At 49.1% G+C, this 18198-nt stretch carries 14 protein-coding genes and 1 pseudogene; 7 read left to right on the forward strand and 8 right to left on the reverse strand.

The window, feature by feature from the left end; translation table 11 throughout:
- The first annotated feature begins 270 nt into the window (after positions 1–270).
- Together ACYVFD_RS10690 and ACYVFD_RS10695 are read left to right on the forward strand one after the other, a co-directional pair.
- Positions 271–1539, forward strand: a complete 1269-nt coding sequence (locus ACYVFD_RS10690; RefSeq protein WP_461089991.1) for a hypothetical protein — start codon at positions 271–273, stop codon at positions 1537–1539.
- 185 nt (positions 1540–1724) lie between these two features.
- Entirely contained in the window at positions 1725–2156 is a 432-nt protein-coding gene (locus tag ACYVFD_RS10695) for a VOC family protein (RefSeq protein WP_461089992.1), read from the forward strand.
- Between the two features lie 124 nt (positions 2157–2280).
- Here ACYVFD_RS10695 and ACYVFD_RS10700 read toward each other — a convergent pair whose 3' ends face one another.
- Positions 2281–2583: a hypothetical protein gene (locus ACYVFD_RS10700; RefSeq protein WP_461089993.1), complete on the reverse strand. Its 303-nt coding sequence runs from the start codon at positions 2581–2583 to the stop codon at positions 2281–2283.
- 199 nt (positions 2584–2782) lie between these two features.
- Between ACYVFD_RS10700 and ACYVFD_RS10705 the strand changes: the two genes are divergently transcribed.
- The 4 genes from ACYVFD_RS10705 (at position 2783) to ACYVFD_RS10720 (ending at position 8095) form a co-directional block, all read left to right on the forward strand.
- A complete protein-coding gene (locus ACYVFD_RS10705; protein WP_461089994.1) occupies positions 2783–4099 on the forward strand; it encodes an MFS transporter in 1317 nt (438 codons plus the stop codon).
- Positions 4100–4584: 485 nt separating this feature from the next.
- Positions 4585–6381 carry a M61 family metallopeptidase gene (locus ACYVFD_RS10710; protein WP_461089995.1) on the forward strand — a complete coding sequence of 599 codons (1797 nt, stop codon included), beginning with the start codon at positions 4585–4587 and terminating at the stop codon, positions 6379–6381.
- 362 nt (positions 6382–6743) lie between these two features.
- Entirely contained in the window at positions 6744–7454 is a 711-nt protein-coding gene (locus ACYVFD_RS10715; RefSeq protein WP_461089996.1) for a glycine zipper domain-containing protein, read from the forward strand.
- A 185-nt stretch (positions 7455–7639) separates the two neighbouring features.
- Positions 7640–8095 (forward strand): YybH family protein, encoded by a 456-nt coding sequence (locus tag ACYVFD_RS10720; protein WP_461089997.1) that lies wholly within the window; start codon positions 7640–7642, stop codon positions 8093–8095.
- A gap of 81 nt (positions 8096–8176) precedes the next feature.
- Here the strand turns inward: ACYVFD_RS10720 and ACYVFD_RS10725 are convergent.
- A pseudogene (locus ACYVFD_RS10725) lies at positions 8177–9412 on the reverse strand (multidrug effflux MFS transporter).
- Between the two features lie 215 nt (positions 9413–9627).
- On the opposite strand from ACYVFD_RS10725, the gene ACYVFD_RS10730 reads away from it, so the two are divergent.
- Positions 9628–10506 carry an arylamine N-acetyltransferase family protein gene (locus tag ACYVFD_RS10730; RefSeq protein ID WP_461089998.1) on the forward strand — a complete coding sequence of 293 codons (879 nt, stop codon included), beginning with the start codon at positions 9628–9630 and terminating at the stop codon, positions 10504–10506.
- Here the strand turns inward: ACYVFD_RS10730 and ACYVFD_RS10735 are convergent.
- From ACYVFD_RS10735 to ACYVFD_RS10760, 6 genes are all read right to left on the reverse strand, one after another.
- Positions 10463–12340, reverse strand: coding sequence for a M1 family metallopeptidase (locus ACYVFD_RS10735; RefSeq protein ID WP_461089999.1), 1878 nt, complete (start codon positions 12338–12340; stop codon positions 10463–10465). The two genes, ACYVFD_RS10730 and ACYVFD_RS10735, sit on opposite strands and share 44 nt — an antisense overlap.
- 165 nt (positions 12341–12505) lie before the next feature.
- Positions 12506–13138 carry a YciE/YciF ferroxidase family protein gene (locus ACYVFD_RS10740; protein ID WP_461090000.1) on the reverse strand — a complete coding sequence of 211 codons (633 nt, stop codon included), beginning with the start codon at positions 13136–13138 and terminating at the stop codon, positions 12506–12508.
- A gap of 212 nt (positions 13139–13350) precedes the next feature.
- Entirely contained in the window at positions 13351–14085 is a 735-nt protein-coding gene (locus ACYVFD_RS10745) for a hypothetical protein (RefSeq protein ID WP_461090001.1), read from the reverse strand.
- A 63-nt stretch (positions 14086–14148) separates the two neighbouring features.
- Positions 14149–15891 (reverse strand): gamma-glutamyltransferase, encoded by a 1743-nt coding sequence (ggt, locus tag ACYVFD_RS10750; RefSeq protein ID WP_461090002.1) that lies wholly within the window; start codon positions 15889–15891, stop codon positions 14149–14151.
- 41 nt (positions 15892–15932) lie between these two features.
- Positions 15933–17249 carry a gluconate:H+ symporter gene (locus tag ACYVFD_RS10755; RefSeq protein WP_461090003.1) on the reverse strand — a complete coding sequence of 439 codons (1317 nt, stop codon included), beginning with the start codon at positions 17247–17249 and terminating at the stop codon, positions 15933–15935.
- A 46-nt stretch (positions 17250–17295) separates the two neighbouring features.
- Positions 17296–18048: a DUF3108 domain-containing protein gene (locus ACYVFD_RS10760; RefSeq protein WP_461090005.1), complete on the reverse strand. Its 753-nt coding sequence runs from the start codon at positions 18046–18048 to the stop codon at positions 17296–17298.
- Between the last annotated feature and the right edge of the window lie 150 nt (positions 18049–18198).

Below are 18198 nucleotides of genomic sequence, written 5' to 3' on the forward strand. Positions count from 1 at the left end.
ATGTCTTAGCTATATATGTTCGTCCGGTAGGTAAATCGGTTGGATCACGGTAAACAGGGCAGGAGGTAGACTGGCTTTATTCGCCAACGGGAACTCTGTTGATTCAGAGTTCCCGTTTTTATAAGAATTGAGTGTAGACAAAGCTTAAACGACAAGTTCGCTCCAACCCGGCCTGTAACGCCTTATCGGCTGGTTTTTCCGTTTCGGAAGTTTGTGTGCTGGCCCGACGTAGATCAGACAACAATTTTGGCTTGTTAATCAACAATACTCATGAACAAGCTTTCTACGTTCTTCCATAGCCTGCTAGTTGCATTTGCTATGGGTGCCTGCACTCACACACCAGATGACGTAACACCATCGCCTGTATCCAGTACTCCCTCCGATGGAACGCCCGCACCTACCGGAGAAGCCGTTACATCAGTCGGTGTACCTACCGGACCAATTGTAACCGCTACGATCGGGTCGGCGGGTGGTACCATCGAATCAACCGATAAACGAATTCGGGTCGAAATTCCGGCCGGGGCCCTCTCGGCTAGTCAGACTATTTCGGTACAGGCTCTCGATCATAATTATTGCCCCGCTGGAGTCGGAACCTCATTTCAACTATTACCGCACGGCCTAACCTTTGCTAAACCGGCTAAGCTCACCTTTCAGTACACCGAGCAGGATGTAAATGGCTCAGCACCTGAACTGCTGCGAATTGCCTACCAAAACCCACAGAATAGCTGGCAGACCGCTGCTATTAAGGACATCGATACAACGGCAAAAACCGTTACTGTGCAAACGACCCACTTCAGCAACTGGAGTCTGTTCAAGAGTATATGGATCAATCCCCAGCAGGAAGTTTTAGGGCCAGGCGGTTCGATATCACTGTTGGTCTTACATACTGTAAGCCCCAATTCTGGTGAGTCCGGTGGCCTGTTTGTTCCCCTACCAGCTTTACTAGAGGAAAAGCTCATCAGCAAATGGACGCTTCTGGGTGAAGGTAACCTCATCCATCAGGCACTCAATCGGGCTACCTACAACGCACCGGATGAGATACCCAACACCAATCCGGCTGCCATCAGCGTTAACCTTAACCTTTCGTTTACGCTAAATGGGGTTTTATTTAACGACATTCGGTTCATTTCTAACGTTTACGTCATCAAGGAGGGAATTTCGGTGCGTATCGGTAACAGCGGTTGGCAAAGCTTTACGGGAGGAGTCAACTTCGCCAGTAGTCAGAACATCATGGAGGGGAAAAACGGAACAGACTACCTAGTCGTAAGCTGGCCGGGCGAAGCCACAGGTACTTATCGCTGGTCGAAGGACGAGCAGGTAAGTTTTCGAATGACCAATGGGAAACGCCTGTATTCGAGCCTTTATGGAAAAGCGCCTTCGGTTAGTGGAGGAAAGCTGCAGGTGGCCGGTTCTGACGGGCAGTGGATTTATGGAACGTTCACGCTGCAGCCTGCAGGCTGGTACGATCTCTCACAAACCAGCACGCCTATAGGTACGGCCGATGTTCAGGGTGTTTTTCGTATCAAGAAAGCCTATTAACCAGACTGATGTTGAGGCTGTGAGTCGGTTCCTTAGATTCGCAGCCTCATTTTCTGCCTGATTATTCAATCGCTCCACGCATTGAGAAGCTGCCGCAATTAACCCCTTTATTGCCGCATTTACCCTCCTTTGCTCTCCGGTTTTTGGGGTATTTTTGTTACGTAAACATCAAAACACAAATACTCATGGCCACGAAAATCTTTGTAAATCTGCCCGTTAAAAGTCTGCAAAAATCCGTCGAATTCTTTACCCAGGTGGGCTATGCCTTCAACCCACAATTCACCAACGAGAAGGGCACCTGCATGATTATCAGCGAAGACATCTACGTTATGTTGCTGGTCGAGCCATTTTTTCAGAGCTTTACGAAGAAAGATATCGTCGATACCACAAAAGCTTCGGAGGCTATCATCTGCTTGTCTGCCGAAAGCCGGGAAGCGGTCGACAAACTGGTACGTAAAGCTGTTTCGGCTGGTGCCACAACGCCCAGCGAATCTGATGATCAGGGCTTTATGTATAGTCATGGGTATCAGGACCTGGATGGCCACCTATGGGAAATCATTTACATGGAACCCAGCGCTATCAATCAGGAGCAGCCAGCCATGGAAGCTGGAGTTTAATCGGAGGGCAGTGCTTAGTAGGCTACTTAGTTATTTCCTGATCTCATAATAGCAGGACCGATTAGTGATGCGAACAATGTATAAAATCAACTCCCCGACCAAAAGATTGACCGGGGAGTTGATTTTAGCTTTCCACAAATTCCCTATCCTCTAAAATTTGCACAACTTCAATAAGTGATTCAATTTCCAGATCATCCCAGGTGAATAGCTCATCAATTTTATCATCGATCTTATAAGCCAGTCCCTGCTCCGTAATCGCATTTAACTCCTGCCCTTCGTATTCCCATTCTTCTGTTAAGGCAGCCTCAGCCATTACCTCGCCATTGTGATTCGTTACATTAGCCCGGTATAATTGGCTAATCATTGTTTTAATTTTTGCCCGAAACGTTTCGAGCTCATCCAAAAGAGTCGGTGATTTTTTTTTCATGGTATGTTTTGAAGATCAATTATTGGTTACTTATTGTTGTTGAATAGTATCTTAGACGAGTTTGTAGAAGAATAGTCTCATAACCTTGAGCTTCTTTTTGATATTTTAATCTTGCAGCATGTTGAAGGCAGAAAGAACAAATTAGGGACTATAGTATAAGTTGACTCTGACGTTATAAAAACTCGAAAAATCAGGCATAATGAAAACATTCTATGCGGTATTAGCCAATTCGCTGGCGGCTTCACTGACTAATAACTCGGTTTGGTTTGCAGTTACGTTCTGGGTCTATCTGGAAACCAAATCGGTAGTCGCAACATCCGTCATGGCCGGTGTGTATTCAGGAACGGTGGCTATTTCCGGCTTTTTCCTGGGTTCGCTGGTCGATCGGTACAAGAAAAAGCGGGCCATGATGCTGTCGAGTTTAGGGTCGCTTTTCTTATATGTCCTTGCGCTGGTTATTTATACAACGACTTCTCAGTTAGAATTTAAGAACCCAGCCAGCCCCATTCTCTGGGCATTTGTGATCATATCATTGATGGGCGCTATTGCCGGAAATATTCGCTCCATCGCCCTATCGACGCTGGTTACGGTATTGATACCCGAAGAAGGGCGGGACAAGGCTAACGGACTGGTTGGAACGGCCAATGGCGTATCGTTTTTGGTGGCCTCTATTTTTAGCGGATTGATTATTGGTTTTATGGGTGTTTTCTGGATGCAGGTGCTGGCAATTGGCCTGACCGTACTGGCGATCCTGCACCTTTTGATGCTAACCATACCCGAAAAAGGTATTGTGCATGTCGATGGTCAAACCCAACGCATCGATGTTCCGGGAACGATACGAGTTCTGAAAGGTAGTCCGGGGCTGTTTGCACTCATTTTTTTCAATATGTTCAACAACTTTCTGGGCGGGGTATTTATGTCGCTAATGGATGCCTACGGCTTGTCGCTGGTATCGGTCCAGACCTGGGGGACGTTGTGGGGCGTTCTGAGCCTAGGCTTCATCATCGGCGGCCTGATTGTGGCTCGTACCGGTCTGGGGAGTCAGCCGCTTCGGACGTTGTTTATCGGCAATATTGTAATGTGGACGCTGTGCGTTTTCTTCACCGTTCAGGCGTCGATTGTGCTGCTGGCCATCGGAATGTTTGGCTATCTGTGTCTAATACCGGTTGTCGAAGCGGCCGAGCAGACGATTCTTCAGAAACTGGTACCGCCCGAACGGCAGGGGCGGGTATTTGGCTTTGCGCAAAGTGTGGAGCAGGCGGCTTCGCCCATAACCGCCTTTCTGATTGGGCCAATCGCGCAGTATATCTTCATCCCGTTTATGACTACCGGTGCCGGTGTTGAACTGATCGGAAGTTGGTTTGGTACTGGAAAAGCCAGAGGCTTAGCGCTCCTGTTTACCGTTACGGGTTTGATTGGCTTGTTGATCACGGTACTGGCCATGCGCTCCCGTGCGTATCGGTTATTGTCCGAAAATTATCAAAACCAGGCTACTGAATCGGTTGTAGAGGGGTAACTACTTAGCAAAGGATTCAGTTTGCCTGACCTGCTATGGGAGTTATTGAAAAGGAAAATACTGCATAAACAGACAACGATGCAGACACGTAATCAGCGTTCTTCAGTGGGTATGGTAAATGGTTTGACGAATTTAACTCCTGCTGGTTTTTTGACTTGTCTCCATTCTTAAAATATTTTTCAATTTTTTTTTGCGCTTTAATATGCCCAAGATGAGCCTTACCACTCATCCGACCATATTTCCGCTGAAAAACAGGTCATTTCATACCGTTTGTAACTTTCCTTATCTTGCTAGCTTTTAACAAGTTTCACTAAACAATTAATGAGACTGTTTAAACTTTTAAAGAAAATTCAAAAAACTCCCCAGGTTTAATGAAATTTAAAAAGTTTAAATAGCTTCAATACCAAATCAAACCGGGTAGGACGTTTTAGATGAATGAATTGAACCATCGTAAATTGTCCTTCAGTAATTGAATTTTAAAGTACATGAAGATCGTACGCCTTTTGATACCGGCTGTTGCCGCCCTGTTTTTCCAGTCAGCGATTGCTGCCCCAGTCACACCTTTACGCTATGAGGTGAACCTCAACGACCGCACCGACGACCAGTTTAAAGTAACTCTGCACGTGAACGGTCTGACGGAGGGCAATGCCGTCTACCAATTTGCGTCTACTGCGCCGGGCACCTATCAGGTTATGGACATTGGTCGCTATGTCCGGTCGTTCAAAGCGTTTGATGCCAAAGGCCGCGAACTGAAAACGCAGCAGGTTTCGACTAATCAGTGGAAGCTCGATAATCCAGCGCAGGTTCGAACGGTTCAGTACAGTATCGCCGAAACCTGGGATACACCTGTAAACGAGCACAAACCCTATAACATGTGCGGCACCTCCATCGAGCAGGATCATGTACTCATTAATGGACAGGGGGTGTTTGGCTACCCAACCGGTATGCAGGCAGCACCTATTGAAGTGAAGCTCAACTACCCGGCAGACTGGTCGGTAGGGACAGCGCTGGATAAAAATGAAAAGGGCAATTTCATAGCCGCCAACTACGACCGAATCGTCGATTCACCGATTCTGCTGGGTCGTCTGACCAAAGCCAGCACAACGGTGGCAGGTGCTCAGGTGGATGTGTATACCTACTCGAAAACCGATAAGATCAAGTCGGATCAGTTGCTGAACAATATGCAGGCCATGCTGACAGCGGCTGGAAAATTTCTGAAACAGCTACCCGTAAAACGCTACACGTTCCTATATCACTTCGAGGATCAGGACTGGGGTGCCTGGGAGCATTCATACAGTTCGGAGTATGTGATTCGGGAAGAAGAGTTCACAAAGAAGCTGGCCGATAATATGACGTCGATTGCCGCCCACGAATTCTTCCATGTCGTTACGCCACTGAACATCCACAGTGAGATCATCCAGCAATTCAATTTCGTAACCCCAACGCCATCCGAACATCTGTGGCTATACGAAGGGGTAACGGAGTGGGCTAGTGATGCCATGCAGTTGCGGGACAAGCTCATGGATCTGCCAACTTACCTGAATGAGCAGACCCAAAAGATCGTTTACGATAAAAGTCTGGATACCACTTACAGCCTAAGCAAGCTGGGACTTACCTGCTACACCGACGAAGGGCAACGGCAATATGGCAATATTTACGCTCGTGGGGCTCTAGTAGCCGGTTTGCTGGATATTCGTTTGCTGGAGCTGTCGAAAGGAACGCGGGGCTTGCGGGAGGTGATTAACGAACTGGCAACGGAGTATGGTCCGAACAAAGCATTCCCCGAAAAAGAGTTCTTTGATGTGTTCACGAAAAAGACATATCCCGAAATTGCCGATTTCTTTACTCGCTATGTGAAAGCCGCTGAGCCGCTACCGTTCAAAGAGTATTATGGCAAATTGGGTATTACATACACGCCCGCCATCGCCACTGACGAGAAAATCCCCACACTGGGGATGAAACCCTCGTTTAACGGTACCAAATTTGTATTGACCAGCGTGTCAGAACCGCTGTTGAAGGCAGGTATCCAGGAGGGTGACGAGTGGGTTGCCTTCAACGGAACGGCCGTTAATATGGAGAATGTTGCTAAGATTCAGGCTGATCTTAAACAGTTGAAAGCCGGTGATTCCTATAAAGTTACTGTTCGACGAAACGGGCAGGACAGCACCGTAGAACCGACTATGCAGGAGAAAGCGAATATCAAACGGTTTATTTTCGAGGTCAATCCACAAGCAACTCCAGAACAGGTTCAGCTTCGTGACGTCTGGATGCGGAACCTGTAAAATAAAGCTCGATACGTTAATCGCCGTAGTTACTTGCTGAGTATCTACGGCGATTTTGTTTTCCACCAATTTATATAACTGCTCATCGCTCGTCCGCGATTGTATCGCGGATGCGCGAGGTTCGCATCTGTGATGCTAACAAGCCTATGATTCGCGTCACAGACGCGGATCTCACGCATCCGCGATACAATCGCGGACGAGCAGAGGGACGAGCAATGATGAAAAGTAAGTACTGGGTGAGGCTATACGGGCAATCTGATTAAACCTTTATTCGTTGAGAGAGTCTTATGGTAAACAATGACGTAACAGTCTACGTTATTTGAAAATTAACATCCATCGTATCCGTTAAACTAGAAACCGTTATGAAAACGATACATCAGATTGTAACCCTGGTTGGGTTGGCAGTCATACCATTTAACCAATTTGCTGAAGCGCAAGCCGTAAAAGGCTGGGGATCAGGTACCAAAGGAGCTGTGATTGGCGCTGGAGCCGGTGCGGCACTGGGTGCGATCATCAACAAGCAAAACCGTGTTGTCGGGGGCGTAGTTGGTGGGGTTGCGGGCGGAGCTGCCGGGTATGCCATTGGCAAGAAAGCAAAACGACGCTGGAGCCCACAGGCTAAAGGAACAGCTATTGGTGTCGGAGCTGGTGCGGCTGCCGGAGCCATCATCAACAAACGAAATCGGGCGGTCGGGGGCGTCATTGGTGGGGTTGCCGGTGGGGCAGCAGGTTATGCCATCGGTAAACACATCGACAATAAGAAAAAAGCCGAAGCGGCCCGCGTTGCCGCTGCCGAACGGGCTGCTGCCCAAAAAGCCGCTGCCGACCGTGCTGCCGCCAACCACGCTGAACAGGCCAGAGCCGTAGCACAGAAAACGGCACCGGTAGCCACTCCGGCTGTTAAACCGGGTATGGAAGCGGTGGCGGGTGCTCAGGGACAACCGGTTAGCCTGGTCGATACAACTCAGGTCGTTGCTTCTTATGTACTCAAGTCGGGCTATCTGCCCAACGATACCTACGGTGATCCTTCATCGCCGTATCCTACTTCCGAATACCGCCGGAAAAGCTGGTAGTTTCTCGTCAAAAACAGTAAGGCGGGGTTAGGAGTTGTCAGATATGACCAACTCCTAACCCGATCTGGCCATACCTGATCCATTAGGAATAGGTACGTTATCCGTCAGGCAGGCTGCAACCAGACGTTCTAAACTGGAAGCTGAGCAGCGTGCCTGGCTCATCATTCACCTAAAAACGTTATGTTATGAAAGCTTTTAGTTGCACGCTGTTCGCAGTGGTGCTGTTTACCTCCTGTTCGAAATCGGGCGAAACGGTTAATATCCAAGACCTTAATCGTCAGTTTATCAATGCCTGGAACGATAAAGACTCAGCTAAAATTATTTCCTTACTGGCCGACGATGCTCATTTTCTACAAGGAAATACGCATTTCAAAGGAAAAGGGGAAGTGGCTGAGAAGTGGGTTCGCGAAACCTTGCCTACGCTGGCCGATCTGAAAACGAATGTGGTCAGTTCAGGGACCGATACCCAAACGGCTTACGAAGCCGGTACCTTTTCAGTCGACGTTTTGCCGCTGAATCCTAAAGATCCTCACGCATTCGGGGAAGGGAATTATATTCTGCTCTGGAAAAAAGGCGGAGATAATACCTGGAAACTCAGCTACGCCCAGCTCGAAGACTTACCGGTTCAGGTTAAGAATTAATAGCGAAGCTTTTTAAAAGCTACTTTTTGTCATTCCGACCGGGACGCGTAGTCGCAGGAGGAATGACAAAAAATCAAGAAGTCACAGCATCACTTCGGCCATTGGCTCGTCCACATCGGTCCGTTTGCGTCGGTGTTTGATGACCTGACTGCCCAGCAGGAGAATGAATAAGCTGCTTACCACGCAGGCCGTCATGACACTGACCATCGGAATAGCGGTGTTATTATGGAAAAAGCTTACCGCGCCCGAAACACAAGCCCCAATGCCCATTCGGAAGCTACCCATGAGGGCCGCTGCGCTACCGGCATGACGCTCGAAGGGGGCCAGCGATAAGGCCTGTGCATTAGGACCGGTTATATTCTGTCCGCACAGAAACAGGAATAAAATGGTAATAAGTCCGTATTGGCCGTACCAGCCCGCCCAGGTGCCAAAGATCATGACCAACCCGACGACCGACTGATAGAGCAACGTAACGAAAATGATCTGCTCGCTGGTAAATCGTTTAAGGAAAAAGCGATTCAACTGCGTAGGGGCAATGACTGCGATGGACAGGAACGCAAAGATCCAGCCGTACTCTTGTGGACTTGTGTGGTAAATATTGATAAACACATCCGATGAGCCGGCCAGATAGGCGAAAGGGGCCGCTGTGGCAATACCACCCACAAGGGCGTATGTTAAAAATTACGGCTGCTTCAGTACCATCAGAAAGCTCCCCAACACAGCTTTAGGCCGGAGCGATAGCGATGGATCGGCTGGTTTGCCATCTGGTAAGGCAAAAAAGGAACTTACTAAAATCAAAACCGTAATAACGGCCAGAATGATAAAAATGGAGTGCCAGCCGAGTAGTTCAGATGCATACCCACCCACCGTAGGGGCAATCATTGGCGAAACGGCTACGACCAGAATCAGCAGTGAAAAAATCTGCGCAATCTGACTGACCGGAAACAAATCACGAACCAGTGCCTGCGCAGCCACCAACCCTACACAACCACCCAGCGCCTGAATAAGCCGCATAGCAATCAGCGTTTCGATCGACGTAGCCATAGCACACCCAACCGAAGCCAGAACATACACCGCCAGACCCGCATACAGGGGTAATTTACGCCCGAACCGATCCAGCAATGGACCATACAGCAACTGCCCCGCCGAAATACCGATCAGATAAGCTGTCAACGACAGTTGCACCTGAGCAATCGACGTGTGTAAATCGCGGGCAATAGCTGGAAAGCCCGGCAAATACATGTCGATGGAAAAGGGGCTGATGGTAGAGAGCGTCCCTAAAATCAGGATAATAACAAAATGCTGTCGGCGAGTCATGCACTCAGGAGGGAGGTACTTGCTTATAAAGACGTTCAGAAGTTACCGATTGTTCCACTATCGGAAATATTGTTAGTTTTCTTTTGGTGTTTAGACGTATCGTCTGAATGGTCTAATTGATCAGTTGAACCATCGATTCATACGCTTCAGGCAATCTAGGCTGGATAGCCGATTCCGGGTAATCTTAATTTGCGTTCTGTAATCCGACAACATCGATGAACGTCAGCGCTTATCTAACTCGAATCCACTATACTGGCTCCCTGGAGGTCTCGCTTGAAACCTTACGAAATCTCCATTATCAGCATCTCCTGTCCATACCTCTTGAAAACCTCGACATCCATTACGGTCGGGACATCGTGCTGGACATTGATGCCCTGTTTACCAAGCTCATCACCAAAAAACGCGGAGGGTTTTGCTACGAACTGAACGGACTATTCTGTGAATTGCTCCAGGCCATTGGGTTTACAGCTACACTGGTATCGGGACGGGTATATGAACCGGGAAAAGGATTTAACGACGAGTTTGATCATGCCGCTATTGTTGTTCATCTGAACGGTGTCGACTGGCTGGTCGATGTCGGTTTTGGACGTCGGTTTCCACTCTATCCAATCGCTATTCAGCCCAATCAGGTTCAGGGAGATCGGACCGGACGCTACGTGATCACCCGCCACAATGATGACTATCTGGCTATCAACCAGCAGGATGATACGGGTAACTGGGTGACGGCTTATATTTTTACGCTGGTGTCACGGCAACTGGCCGACTTTAGAAGTATGTGCCGGTATCATCAAACGTCTTCGGCGTCGTACTTTACCCAGAACATGCTTTGCTCCCTCGTAACACCGAATGGCCGGATTACGCTTACTGACGATAAACTGAAAATTACGGAGCATAGCCGAGTGACCGAAAAGCCGGTTGACGATGCCGTTGATTTTGAATACCTGCTGGAAACGCACTTCGGAATTCGGATGAACTGGGATATTTACGCCCTCCGTCCCGAAGTGCTGCTCTTTGCGCTACAAGCTAGTGAATCGAGTTTCCGAACGCCGATCAATGGGCTGGCCAACTATTATTTTTCGCATCCGCATCCATAAACACCCCGCCTGTTAAACTGATCGACTGGATTTTCTTTTTAACCGGGAGCTTGACAATAGCCTGTTTTTGATTAGCCTGCCAGATGGCTGGAGTCTGATGAAATGTCTCTTTCGTGCCATCGGTGAACGTAGCAATCACATCGACTGGCACAGCAAACCCGCCGATGTTCTGCAACGTGATGGTTGCCTGTGTCGCTGAAGATTCTACCTTCTGAATGGCCAGGTCGATGTAGTTATGGCTGAAAAACCAGTTGTTCCAGAACCAGTTTAGGTCTTTGCCCGACGCACTGTTGAAGCTGAAAAACATATCCCAGGGTGTTGGATGCTTGCCATGCCAGCGATCGATAAACACGTGCAGGCTTTTCTTAAATTCCGCTTCTCCGAGTAAATCCCTCAACGCCAGGTATCCTAGTGCCGCTTTTCCGTATTCGTTGTTGCCGAGAGCTGCCCCGCTCAGGATATTGGCCGGTGTGATGATCGGTAAATCCTGCTCCGCCGACGGGTCTTTGATCCAGCCATCAACCCGGAAATTCAGGAAGTTTTTCGTCGCCTGCTCATAGCCTAAGTCGGCCTGGCTGATGAGGTATTCGAAGGCGGTTGTCCAGCCTTCATCCATAAAGCCGTAGCGGGTTTCGTTAATGCCCATGTAAAACGGGAACCAGGTATGGGCCAGCTCATGCTCGGCCACGAAACGTGAGAAATTCAGGTCGGGCGTGCTGCTGTCGTTCACCAGCATAGGGTATTCCATATCGGCAAATCCCTGTACCAGTGTCGTTTTGGGGAAAGGATACGGAACGCCGGGCAGGTTGTTCGAGAACCAGTCGAGCGCGTGGCGACCAAAACGAACCATCTGATGGAAATCGGCCGCATTGTCCAGAAAAGCCGCTTGCACACTAGCCCGACGGTTCGTCTTTTTATCGACCACAACGCTGGAAGCATCCCAAACGTAGTGATTGCTGATGCACAGCGCCATGTCCGATACATAATTGGCCTTCCATTTCCAGCTATTGACCGCTTGCTGTGCCGTAACCTGTTTGCCTGTCATGTCGGCCAGGGTCGCTACGTGGACGACCGAATCCGTTGTCATCGACTCACTTAGCCGTTTGGCAATGGCTGGTTGTAGTACTTCAGCTGCATTCTGCAAATCGCCTGTCGACCAGACCACATAACCGTTCGGAACATTTACGGTAAGCGTGTAGTCGTTGAAGTCATTGTAAAATTCCTGTGCCTCGGTAAATGTAGTGCGATCCCAGCCGTAATAGTCATCCATGACGGCTATGCGCGGGTAGAAGTAGGCCAGAAAGAAGGTTGTTGAGTCGAGCATCCCTTCCCGGTTACTTTCCAGTGAAATATCGAAGTGCCAGTCGAAGGAGAGTTTTACCGAATCGCGGGGCATCAGCGGCTTCGTCAAAACTACCTGCCGCCAGGTGGCCGAACCGGCATCCCGCCAGTTTTTTGTGGCTCCATTTTCAACGTACTTGTCGATGTGAATGCCCGAGGTCAGGTAATCGGGCGAAGCGGGCGCTTGCCGGATTGCACCCGGTTGATGGCTATTCAGGAGTAATTTAAAAACGAGTAATTTCAGCGTATCAGGACTGTTGTTGATGTAGGTAATGTCTTCCGTTCCGCGAATGGTCCGATTGGGGGGCGTTGCTGTGACGGTAATTGCATACCGGGCAGAATTCTGCCAGTAGTTTTTACCGGGTTTACCATCCATCGAACGAGTACCTTTCTGGTAGGCCTGTTTAATGTTTCGTGGCATATATAAACTCTGTCCCTGCATAACGCTTACGCTGGCAAGTACCAACAAACTAACGACCAACGGTCTAATCATGGAGAAGTGAACGATTCGCATACGGATTTAACTAATAATGAGCGCAAACTACTAAAAAACAGATGAGTAGACATCCAAATTAGGAAGAGCGGTCAAGCTTAAACGAAACCGGGAATACGACAGAATCGTATTCCCGGCAAATGTAAAGATTCTATATGCAGCTACTTAAACCCCTAATGGTCCTCCCAGGGTAACGTTGGCACCCGGTGTGGAATGGCGGCTGGCATGATGGCTACCCTGATGATGTTCCTCCTCTTCCTTCGAGCGTTTATTGACGAAGGACTCGGCCAGGGCTGTCAGCTTATGATCGGTTTCTTTTTCTTCGGCGAGTGTTTTCTCCAATAGTTCGGCCGATTGAGTGAAATCCAGGACACGAGCGAGTGTAAGCAGTGAGCCGTAAATGGCAATCTCATAATGCTCAATGGCTTGGGCAGCAATGATCAATCCGGCATCGCGGGTAAGCGAACCCGACTCGGTATCGTCAATAACCCATTTGGCATCATGGATTAATCCATCAATGGCTGCTGATCGGTGTTCTTCGGCCCGAATCCCTATAATTCTGAATATTTCCTCGAGCCGTTCTACCTGCTCATGACTTTCCTGGTGATGTTGTAAAAAAGCTCCTCGTACTTCGTCAGTTGTACTGGCTTCGGCCTGATCCCTCAATGCATCGACGGCTCGCTTTTCGGCATAATAAACACTTTTTAAGTTGCTGATAAACAGGTCACGCAACCCTTCATCGGTTGTGGAGTCGTTGCCACTAAAAAAGTGGGCAATTCGTTCTGTCAAAGAAGCCATACCCTTTTCAGATTAAAATTAATTGATTACCAAAAATGGTATCTAAATCTATGCCATTTGCTGACTATCAGCAGGATATAAACTGACAAATATCAGAATGGCGCTATTTCTCTACAATTTTTGTGGGGAATTGTCTCTCTTGGGAATTGCCCTGCCGATAGCTGGCAACTCGTACTGAGCTAACCATAAAACCAGTTCATTGCCCAAATTAGCTATTTGATTGCGGGCTTTATCAGGGTCAGTATCGAACGGCCTAATCGAAGCGATTCCTGGTAGTCGCGAAGTAATTCTTCCCGCGTCGATCGGCGGACCAGGAGTGCATTTTGATATTCGTTTTCGGCCAGAGCGGCTCCCCAGTTTACCCCCGCATTTTTAAGGGAGGTCCCGGTTAATGGTAGCCGTCGGAGAAGGTAGGGACCTATGATGGTATTTGTTGTTTCCAGTTCAGCCGTTTCAACCCGCACGATCGTTTCGTATTGCTTGTAATAATCGAAAAGTGCCCGTTTAAGGAGTGCATTGCTGATAACCTGCATGTTGCCTGTACTTTTCAGGTCGGCAAAGGTAACATCTTCGGCAATAAACCGGGGTCTTCTGAAAACGAACCGAAAGTCCTGGACAAAAGCTTCATAATCAGAGATAGGTGTCTGTGGGTTGCGATTGGAAAGGCTGGTGGCTTTTTGAATAACCTGCTTTGTTTCGGCAATCACTTCGCCGATTTGGCGCATATCAGTCTGAATGTCGCTATAGAGTCCTTTCAGATAGGTCTGTTCCAGTTCCTGCTTATGACGGTCATCTTTCCACTCATCCAACGCGAACGAGATGCTGATACTGAAAATAATGACGATAATTTCTATCACGTATTCCGGCCATTTTTCACGGACAAGCTGGGCTAATTTGCCAAGGCTAGTTGTCGGTTTAGGGTCTGCCGAAGTCGATTTCTTCGCCATAGAGTTAGGAGTGGTAAGCGATTTTAGGGGTTCAATTTACGATATATCCAGTTGATTTATTGGTCAATACCCGGCGGCCTGCCCGTCTTTCCGCATTTCGGAAGCACCCCAGTAAATTCGGTTGAGAGCATCCCATTGAATGGCCTGGTACCCGCCGAAGAAATCGGTCGGAGCCAGATGGTGGCCTCGCTTTTCCAGTTCATCGCGTACCTCCTTACTGATGCCGCTTTCCAGCGCCAGCCGACCACCATCGATCATTAGAGTACCAATCGGTTCGCTGCTCCCCGAATGACTGAAACGGGCGGCATCACCCGCTTCCTGGACGTTCATCCCAAAGTCGATGATGTTGCAGAGCACCTGCAAATGTCCCTGTGGTTGCATAGCTCCGCCCATAACGCCGAAGCTCAGGAAGGGTTCGCCAGCCTTTAGCACAAAACCGGGTATGATGGTGTTGAAAGGACGCTTACCCGGCGCATATACGTTAGCATGATTAGGTTGCATGTTGAAGCTGGTTCCCCGGTTGTGCAGCACAAAACCAAGTCCATCGGGCACCAGGCCACTACCAAACTCCAGCATATTGCTTTGAATTAGGGATACGATATTACCTTGTTCATCGGCAACGGTCAGGTAAACCGTGTCGCCAGTGCGGAGCGCCGGGTCACCCGCATCCAGATGTTCGGAGGCTTTTGTGGGGTCGATCAGTTTGCGACGCCGAGCGGCATATTCTTTTGTCAGCAGCCATTTGGTTGAAGCTTTGGCAAAATCGGGGTCGGCGTAGTATTTGGCCCGGTCTTCAAAAGCTAGTTTCTTGGCTTCGACGAGCAAATGCAGGTAGTCGGCACTGTTATGCCCCAGCTTTTTCAGGTCATAGCCTTCCAGAATATTCAGCATTTCCAGCACCGAAATTCCTTGGCCATTGGGTGGCAGTTCATACACATCGTAGCCTCTGTAATTTACCGAGACCGGGTCAATCCACGTGCTCTGATGAGCGGCTAAATCGGTTTTCCGAAGGTACAACCCTGCCCGTTGTGCGTATTTGTTGATAGCATCGGCGATAGTACCCTTGTAAAAAGCATCGCGGCCACTTAGGACAATTTTTTCATATGTAGTTGCCAGATCAGGATTGCGGAAGATTTGACCCTCGACCGGTGCTTTGCCGTTGATCAGAAACGTTTTACGGAAGTTGTCGAACTCATGCACGATCGCTTCACTGGCTGCTAACCGACTGGCAGCCACCTGCCAGGAATAGGCAATGACCTGCGGAACCGGCGCTCCTTCGCGGGCGTAACGAATGCTGGGGGCCAGTAGGGTACGCATGGGTAGTTTCCCAAACCGCTGATGCAACTGAAACCAACCGTCGACCGCGCCTGGTACCGAAACCGATAAGGGGCCGTACAGTGGAAGCTGCTTTTTGTCGCCCAGCAGCTTCTGCAAGGCTTCGTAAGTAAGTCCTTTGGGCGACCGGCCGCTGGCGTTCAGACCGTACAGTTTCTTATCCTTGGCCGACCAGACAATGGCAAACAAATCGCCACCGATGCCGCCGTTATTCGGTTCGACAACGCCCAGAGCTGCATTAGCGGCAATGGCTGCGTCGATGGCCGTACCCCCTTGCTTCAAGATGTCCAGACCAATTTGAGTCGCCAGCGGATGACTGGTCGCTACCATGCCATGTTGCCCCAGCGTGGGGCTGCGGGTGGCAAAATTAGGCCCTGTAATCCGATCCCCTTTCCCAATCTGCTGACCATGAAGAGGTAAGGCAGTTAGCCAGACGATTGATACGAACAAATAAAAACAAAGCTGGGTCATACGTTGAACGGTTTACTAATAAATGTAGTGCCCTAGTTAACCTACTGTAGTACCCAATTCAACACCATCACACCTGCCAGCCCGGATACGGAAACCAGCGTTTCCATAATCGACCAGGTTTTGAGCGTGTCGACCATCGAGAGTTGAAAATATTCCCGGAACAGCCAGAAACCCGTATCATTTACGTGTGAAAACATCATGCTGCCCGCCCCGATACTCAATACCATCAAATTCGGCTCAACACCCGACGTTGCCAGTAGGGGTGTTACAAACCCGGCGGTCGTGATGCCGGATACCGTTGATGACCCTACACAGACACGGATGAGTGCGGCCATACCCCAGGCCAGTACATACGGGTGAAGTGTCGAGTGCTGCATCAGATCGGCAATCGACTGATTGACACCACCCTCTGTCAGTACTTGTTTAAGCGCCCCGGCACCGCCAAAAATCAGGAACAACATAGCTACATCCTTAATGGCGTCACCGAAGAGTGTTGTTACTTCAGGCATTGTCTTGCCTCGCCACATACCCAGCGTGAACGATGCCAGAATGACGGCCAGAAACATGCTCATGATGGGCTCGCCAACAAACAGCAGCGTTTGTTGTACCCATGAATCGGTTGGCAAAAACGGGCTGATGAGCGTACTGATACCGATGAGCAGAATGGGAAACAGTACGGTTAGGAAGCTCACCGCCGTCGAAGGGGTTTGGTGACTCTCCAGATTAGGTGCAATGAATGCTGGATTGGGTAAGTTGGTGTATCGTTTTAGTGTAGAGCCGAAGAGTGCACCCGATATTAGGATAGCCGGAATCGATACGATAATACCATAGAACAGTGTCAGACCCATATTGGCGTTGAACTGCTTTAGAATAGCCAGTGGAGCCGGATGCGGAGGTAAATACCCCTGAGTGACCGATAGTGACGCCAGCATCGGCAGACCAATGTATAAGGCCGGTAATTTGTACCGATACGCTACCGTAATCACTAATGGCGCCAGTAACATAAACCCAACTGAATAAAACAAGGGTAAACCAACGATAAACCCGGTGACCATAAACGCCCAGCGTGCGTGTCGGGTCCCCACCAGCCCCATCATACTAATCGCGATCCGCTCGGCCGCTCCGCTTTGGGCCACCAGTTTTCCCAACATGGCTCCCAGAGCAATAATGGCCGTAATGGAAGCCAAGGTGCCGCCAATGCCTTTCTGAATGGCATCGACGATGGCTAGAGGTTTGAGGCCCAACGCCAGGCCGACCCCTGCCGATACCGCCAGAAAAGCTAGAAACGTATGTATGCGAACCCAGGAAATGAGCGCAATCAGCGCCAGAATACCAAGCAGCGTAATGGTTAAGGGCATGAGGGAAACAGGAGTGTATTCAGGATTTGTATGGGAAAGGCTCGGCTCAATAGATTTTAACCTTATATCGGTAGCGTCCTCTGAAATACTCCCTCATTTTGACCACCTCCCGGTTTTGGTCCGAAATCCAGAATGTAGCATACACACCTTGCTGACCGTAATCAATTTTCAAGAGCCAGCAATTGACTTTCGTAGCACCACCAACCACTAAATCTTCTTTCCCGGTGACGGTCAGTCGATAATAATTGGCCGATGGACTCCCCGGTTCATAGTACGCAATGGCAAACTCCTGCCCGACCCGTTTAAAGGGGAGCAGCGGGAAAATTTCCAGATCCATCGGAAACTCAAATGCGGGTGGATTCATGACCACGCGGAACGAGCTGTCTTTGGCCGTATGTTGATCCGCGACAGGAATGGTTACGGTCGTGCCTGTAAAGATAAAATTGCGCTTGCCTCGTTTGGTGTACGTGGCTCTATGCGTAAGGGGTGCCAATGAGGGCAGCAGGCCAGTCGCTGTTACGTTGGCCAGCACAGAGTCCTTCTGATACCATTGCCAGTCGAACTGATAGGTTTTTTGGCCGGTAGGTGTTGTGGTCAGGCGAATAGTTCGATCCCAGAGGTCGGCAGAAGAGAGTCGATGGCCAAGGCTATCTTCGAAAAAAACGGCATAGGTGCGTTTGGCGTCCCGGAAAGCAGCCAAATTTAGTTTTAGATTGCTTGTGTTGATGGTGTCAATCTGGGCACTGGCTTTGCTAAATGTTGTGCTAAGCAGAAACAGTACTAATAAACATCGCAGCATAGGATACAAATTGAGTAGTGAGGGAAGATTCTAAGTTACGGCTTCTACTACTTTCTAAGCTGTAGTTGCTATCCTGGCAAGTTTAATTGGGGACTTAATGAAACGTTGTTTTTAAGTAAGATGTATTAAAAATTACCTACTATAAAAATA

It is taken from the genome of Spirosoma gilvum, from assembly GCF_054776815.1.

Excerpts from the sequence above, each read along its gene's own strand:
- ACYVFD_RS10705 (WP_461089994.1), top strand. The coding sequence starts at position 2,783 with ATGAAAACATTCTATGCGGTATTAGCCAATTCGCTGGCGGCTTCACTG.
- ACYVFD_RS10695 (WP_461089992.1), top strand. The coding sequence starts at position 1,725 with ATGGCCACGAAAATCTTTGTAAATCTGCCCGTTAAAAGTCTGCAAAAA.
- ACYVFD_RS10740 (WP_461090000.1), bottom strand. The coding sequence starts at position 13,138 with ATGGCTTCTTTGACAGAACGAATTGCCCACTTTTTTAGTGGCAACGAC.
- ACYVFD_RS10730 (WP_461089998.1), top strand. The coding sequence starts at position 9,628 with ATGAACGTCAGCGCTTATCTAACTCGAATCCACTATACTGGCTCCCTG.
- ACYVFD_RS10700 (WP_461089993.1), bottom strand. The coding sequence starts at position 2,583 with ATGAAAAAAAAATCACCGACTCTTTTGGATGAGCTCGAAACGTTTCGG.
- ACYVFD_RS10755 (WP_461090003.1), bottom strand. The coding sequence starts at position 17,249 with ATGCCCTTAACCATTACGCTGCTTGGTATTCTGGCGCTGATTGCGCTC.
- ACYVFD_RS10720 (WP_461089997.1), top strand. The coding sequence starts at position 7,640 with ATGAAAGCTTTTAGTTGCACGCTGTTCGCAGTGGTGCTGTTTACCTCC.
- ACYVFD_RS10735 (WP_461089999.1), bottom strand. The coding sequence starts at position 12,340 with ATGATTAGACCGTTGGTCGTTAGTTTGTTGGTACTTGCCAGCGTAAGC.
- ggt (WP_461090002.1), bottom strand. The coding sequence starts at position 15,891 with ATGACCCAGCTTTGTTTTTATTTGTTCGTATCAATCGTCTGGCTAACT.
- ACYVFD_RS10710 (WP_461089995.1), top strand. The coding sequence starts at position 4,585 with ATGAAGATCGTACGCCTTTTGATACCGGCTGTTGCCGCCCTGTTTTTC.
- ACYVFD_RS10690 (WP_461089991.1), top strand. The coding sequence starts at position 271 with ATGAACAAGCTTTCTACGTTCTTCCATAGCCTGCTAGTTGCATTTGCT.
- ACYVFD_RS10715 (WP_461089996.1), top strand. The coding sequence starts at position 6,744 with ATGAAAACGATACATCAGATTGTAACCCTGGTTGGGTTGGCAGTCATA.
- ACYVFD_RS10760 (WP_461090005.1), bottom strand. The coding sequence starts at position 18,048 with ATGCTGCGATGTTTATTAGTACTGTTTCTGCTTAGCACAACATTTAGC.
- ACYVFD_RS10745 (WP_461090001.1), bottom strand. The coding sequence starts at position 14,085 with ATGGCGAAGAAATCGACTTCGGCAGACCCTAAACCGACAACTAGCCTT.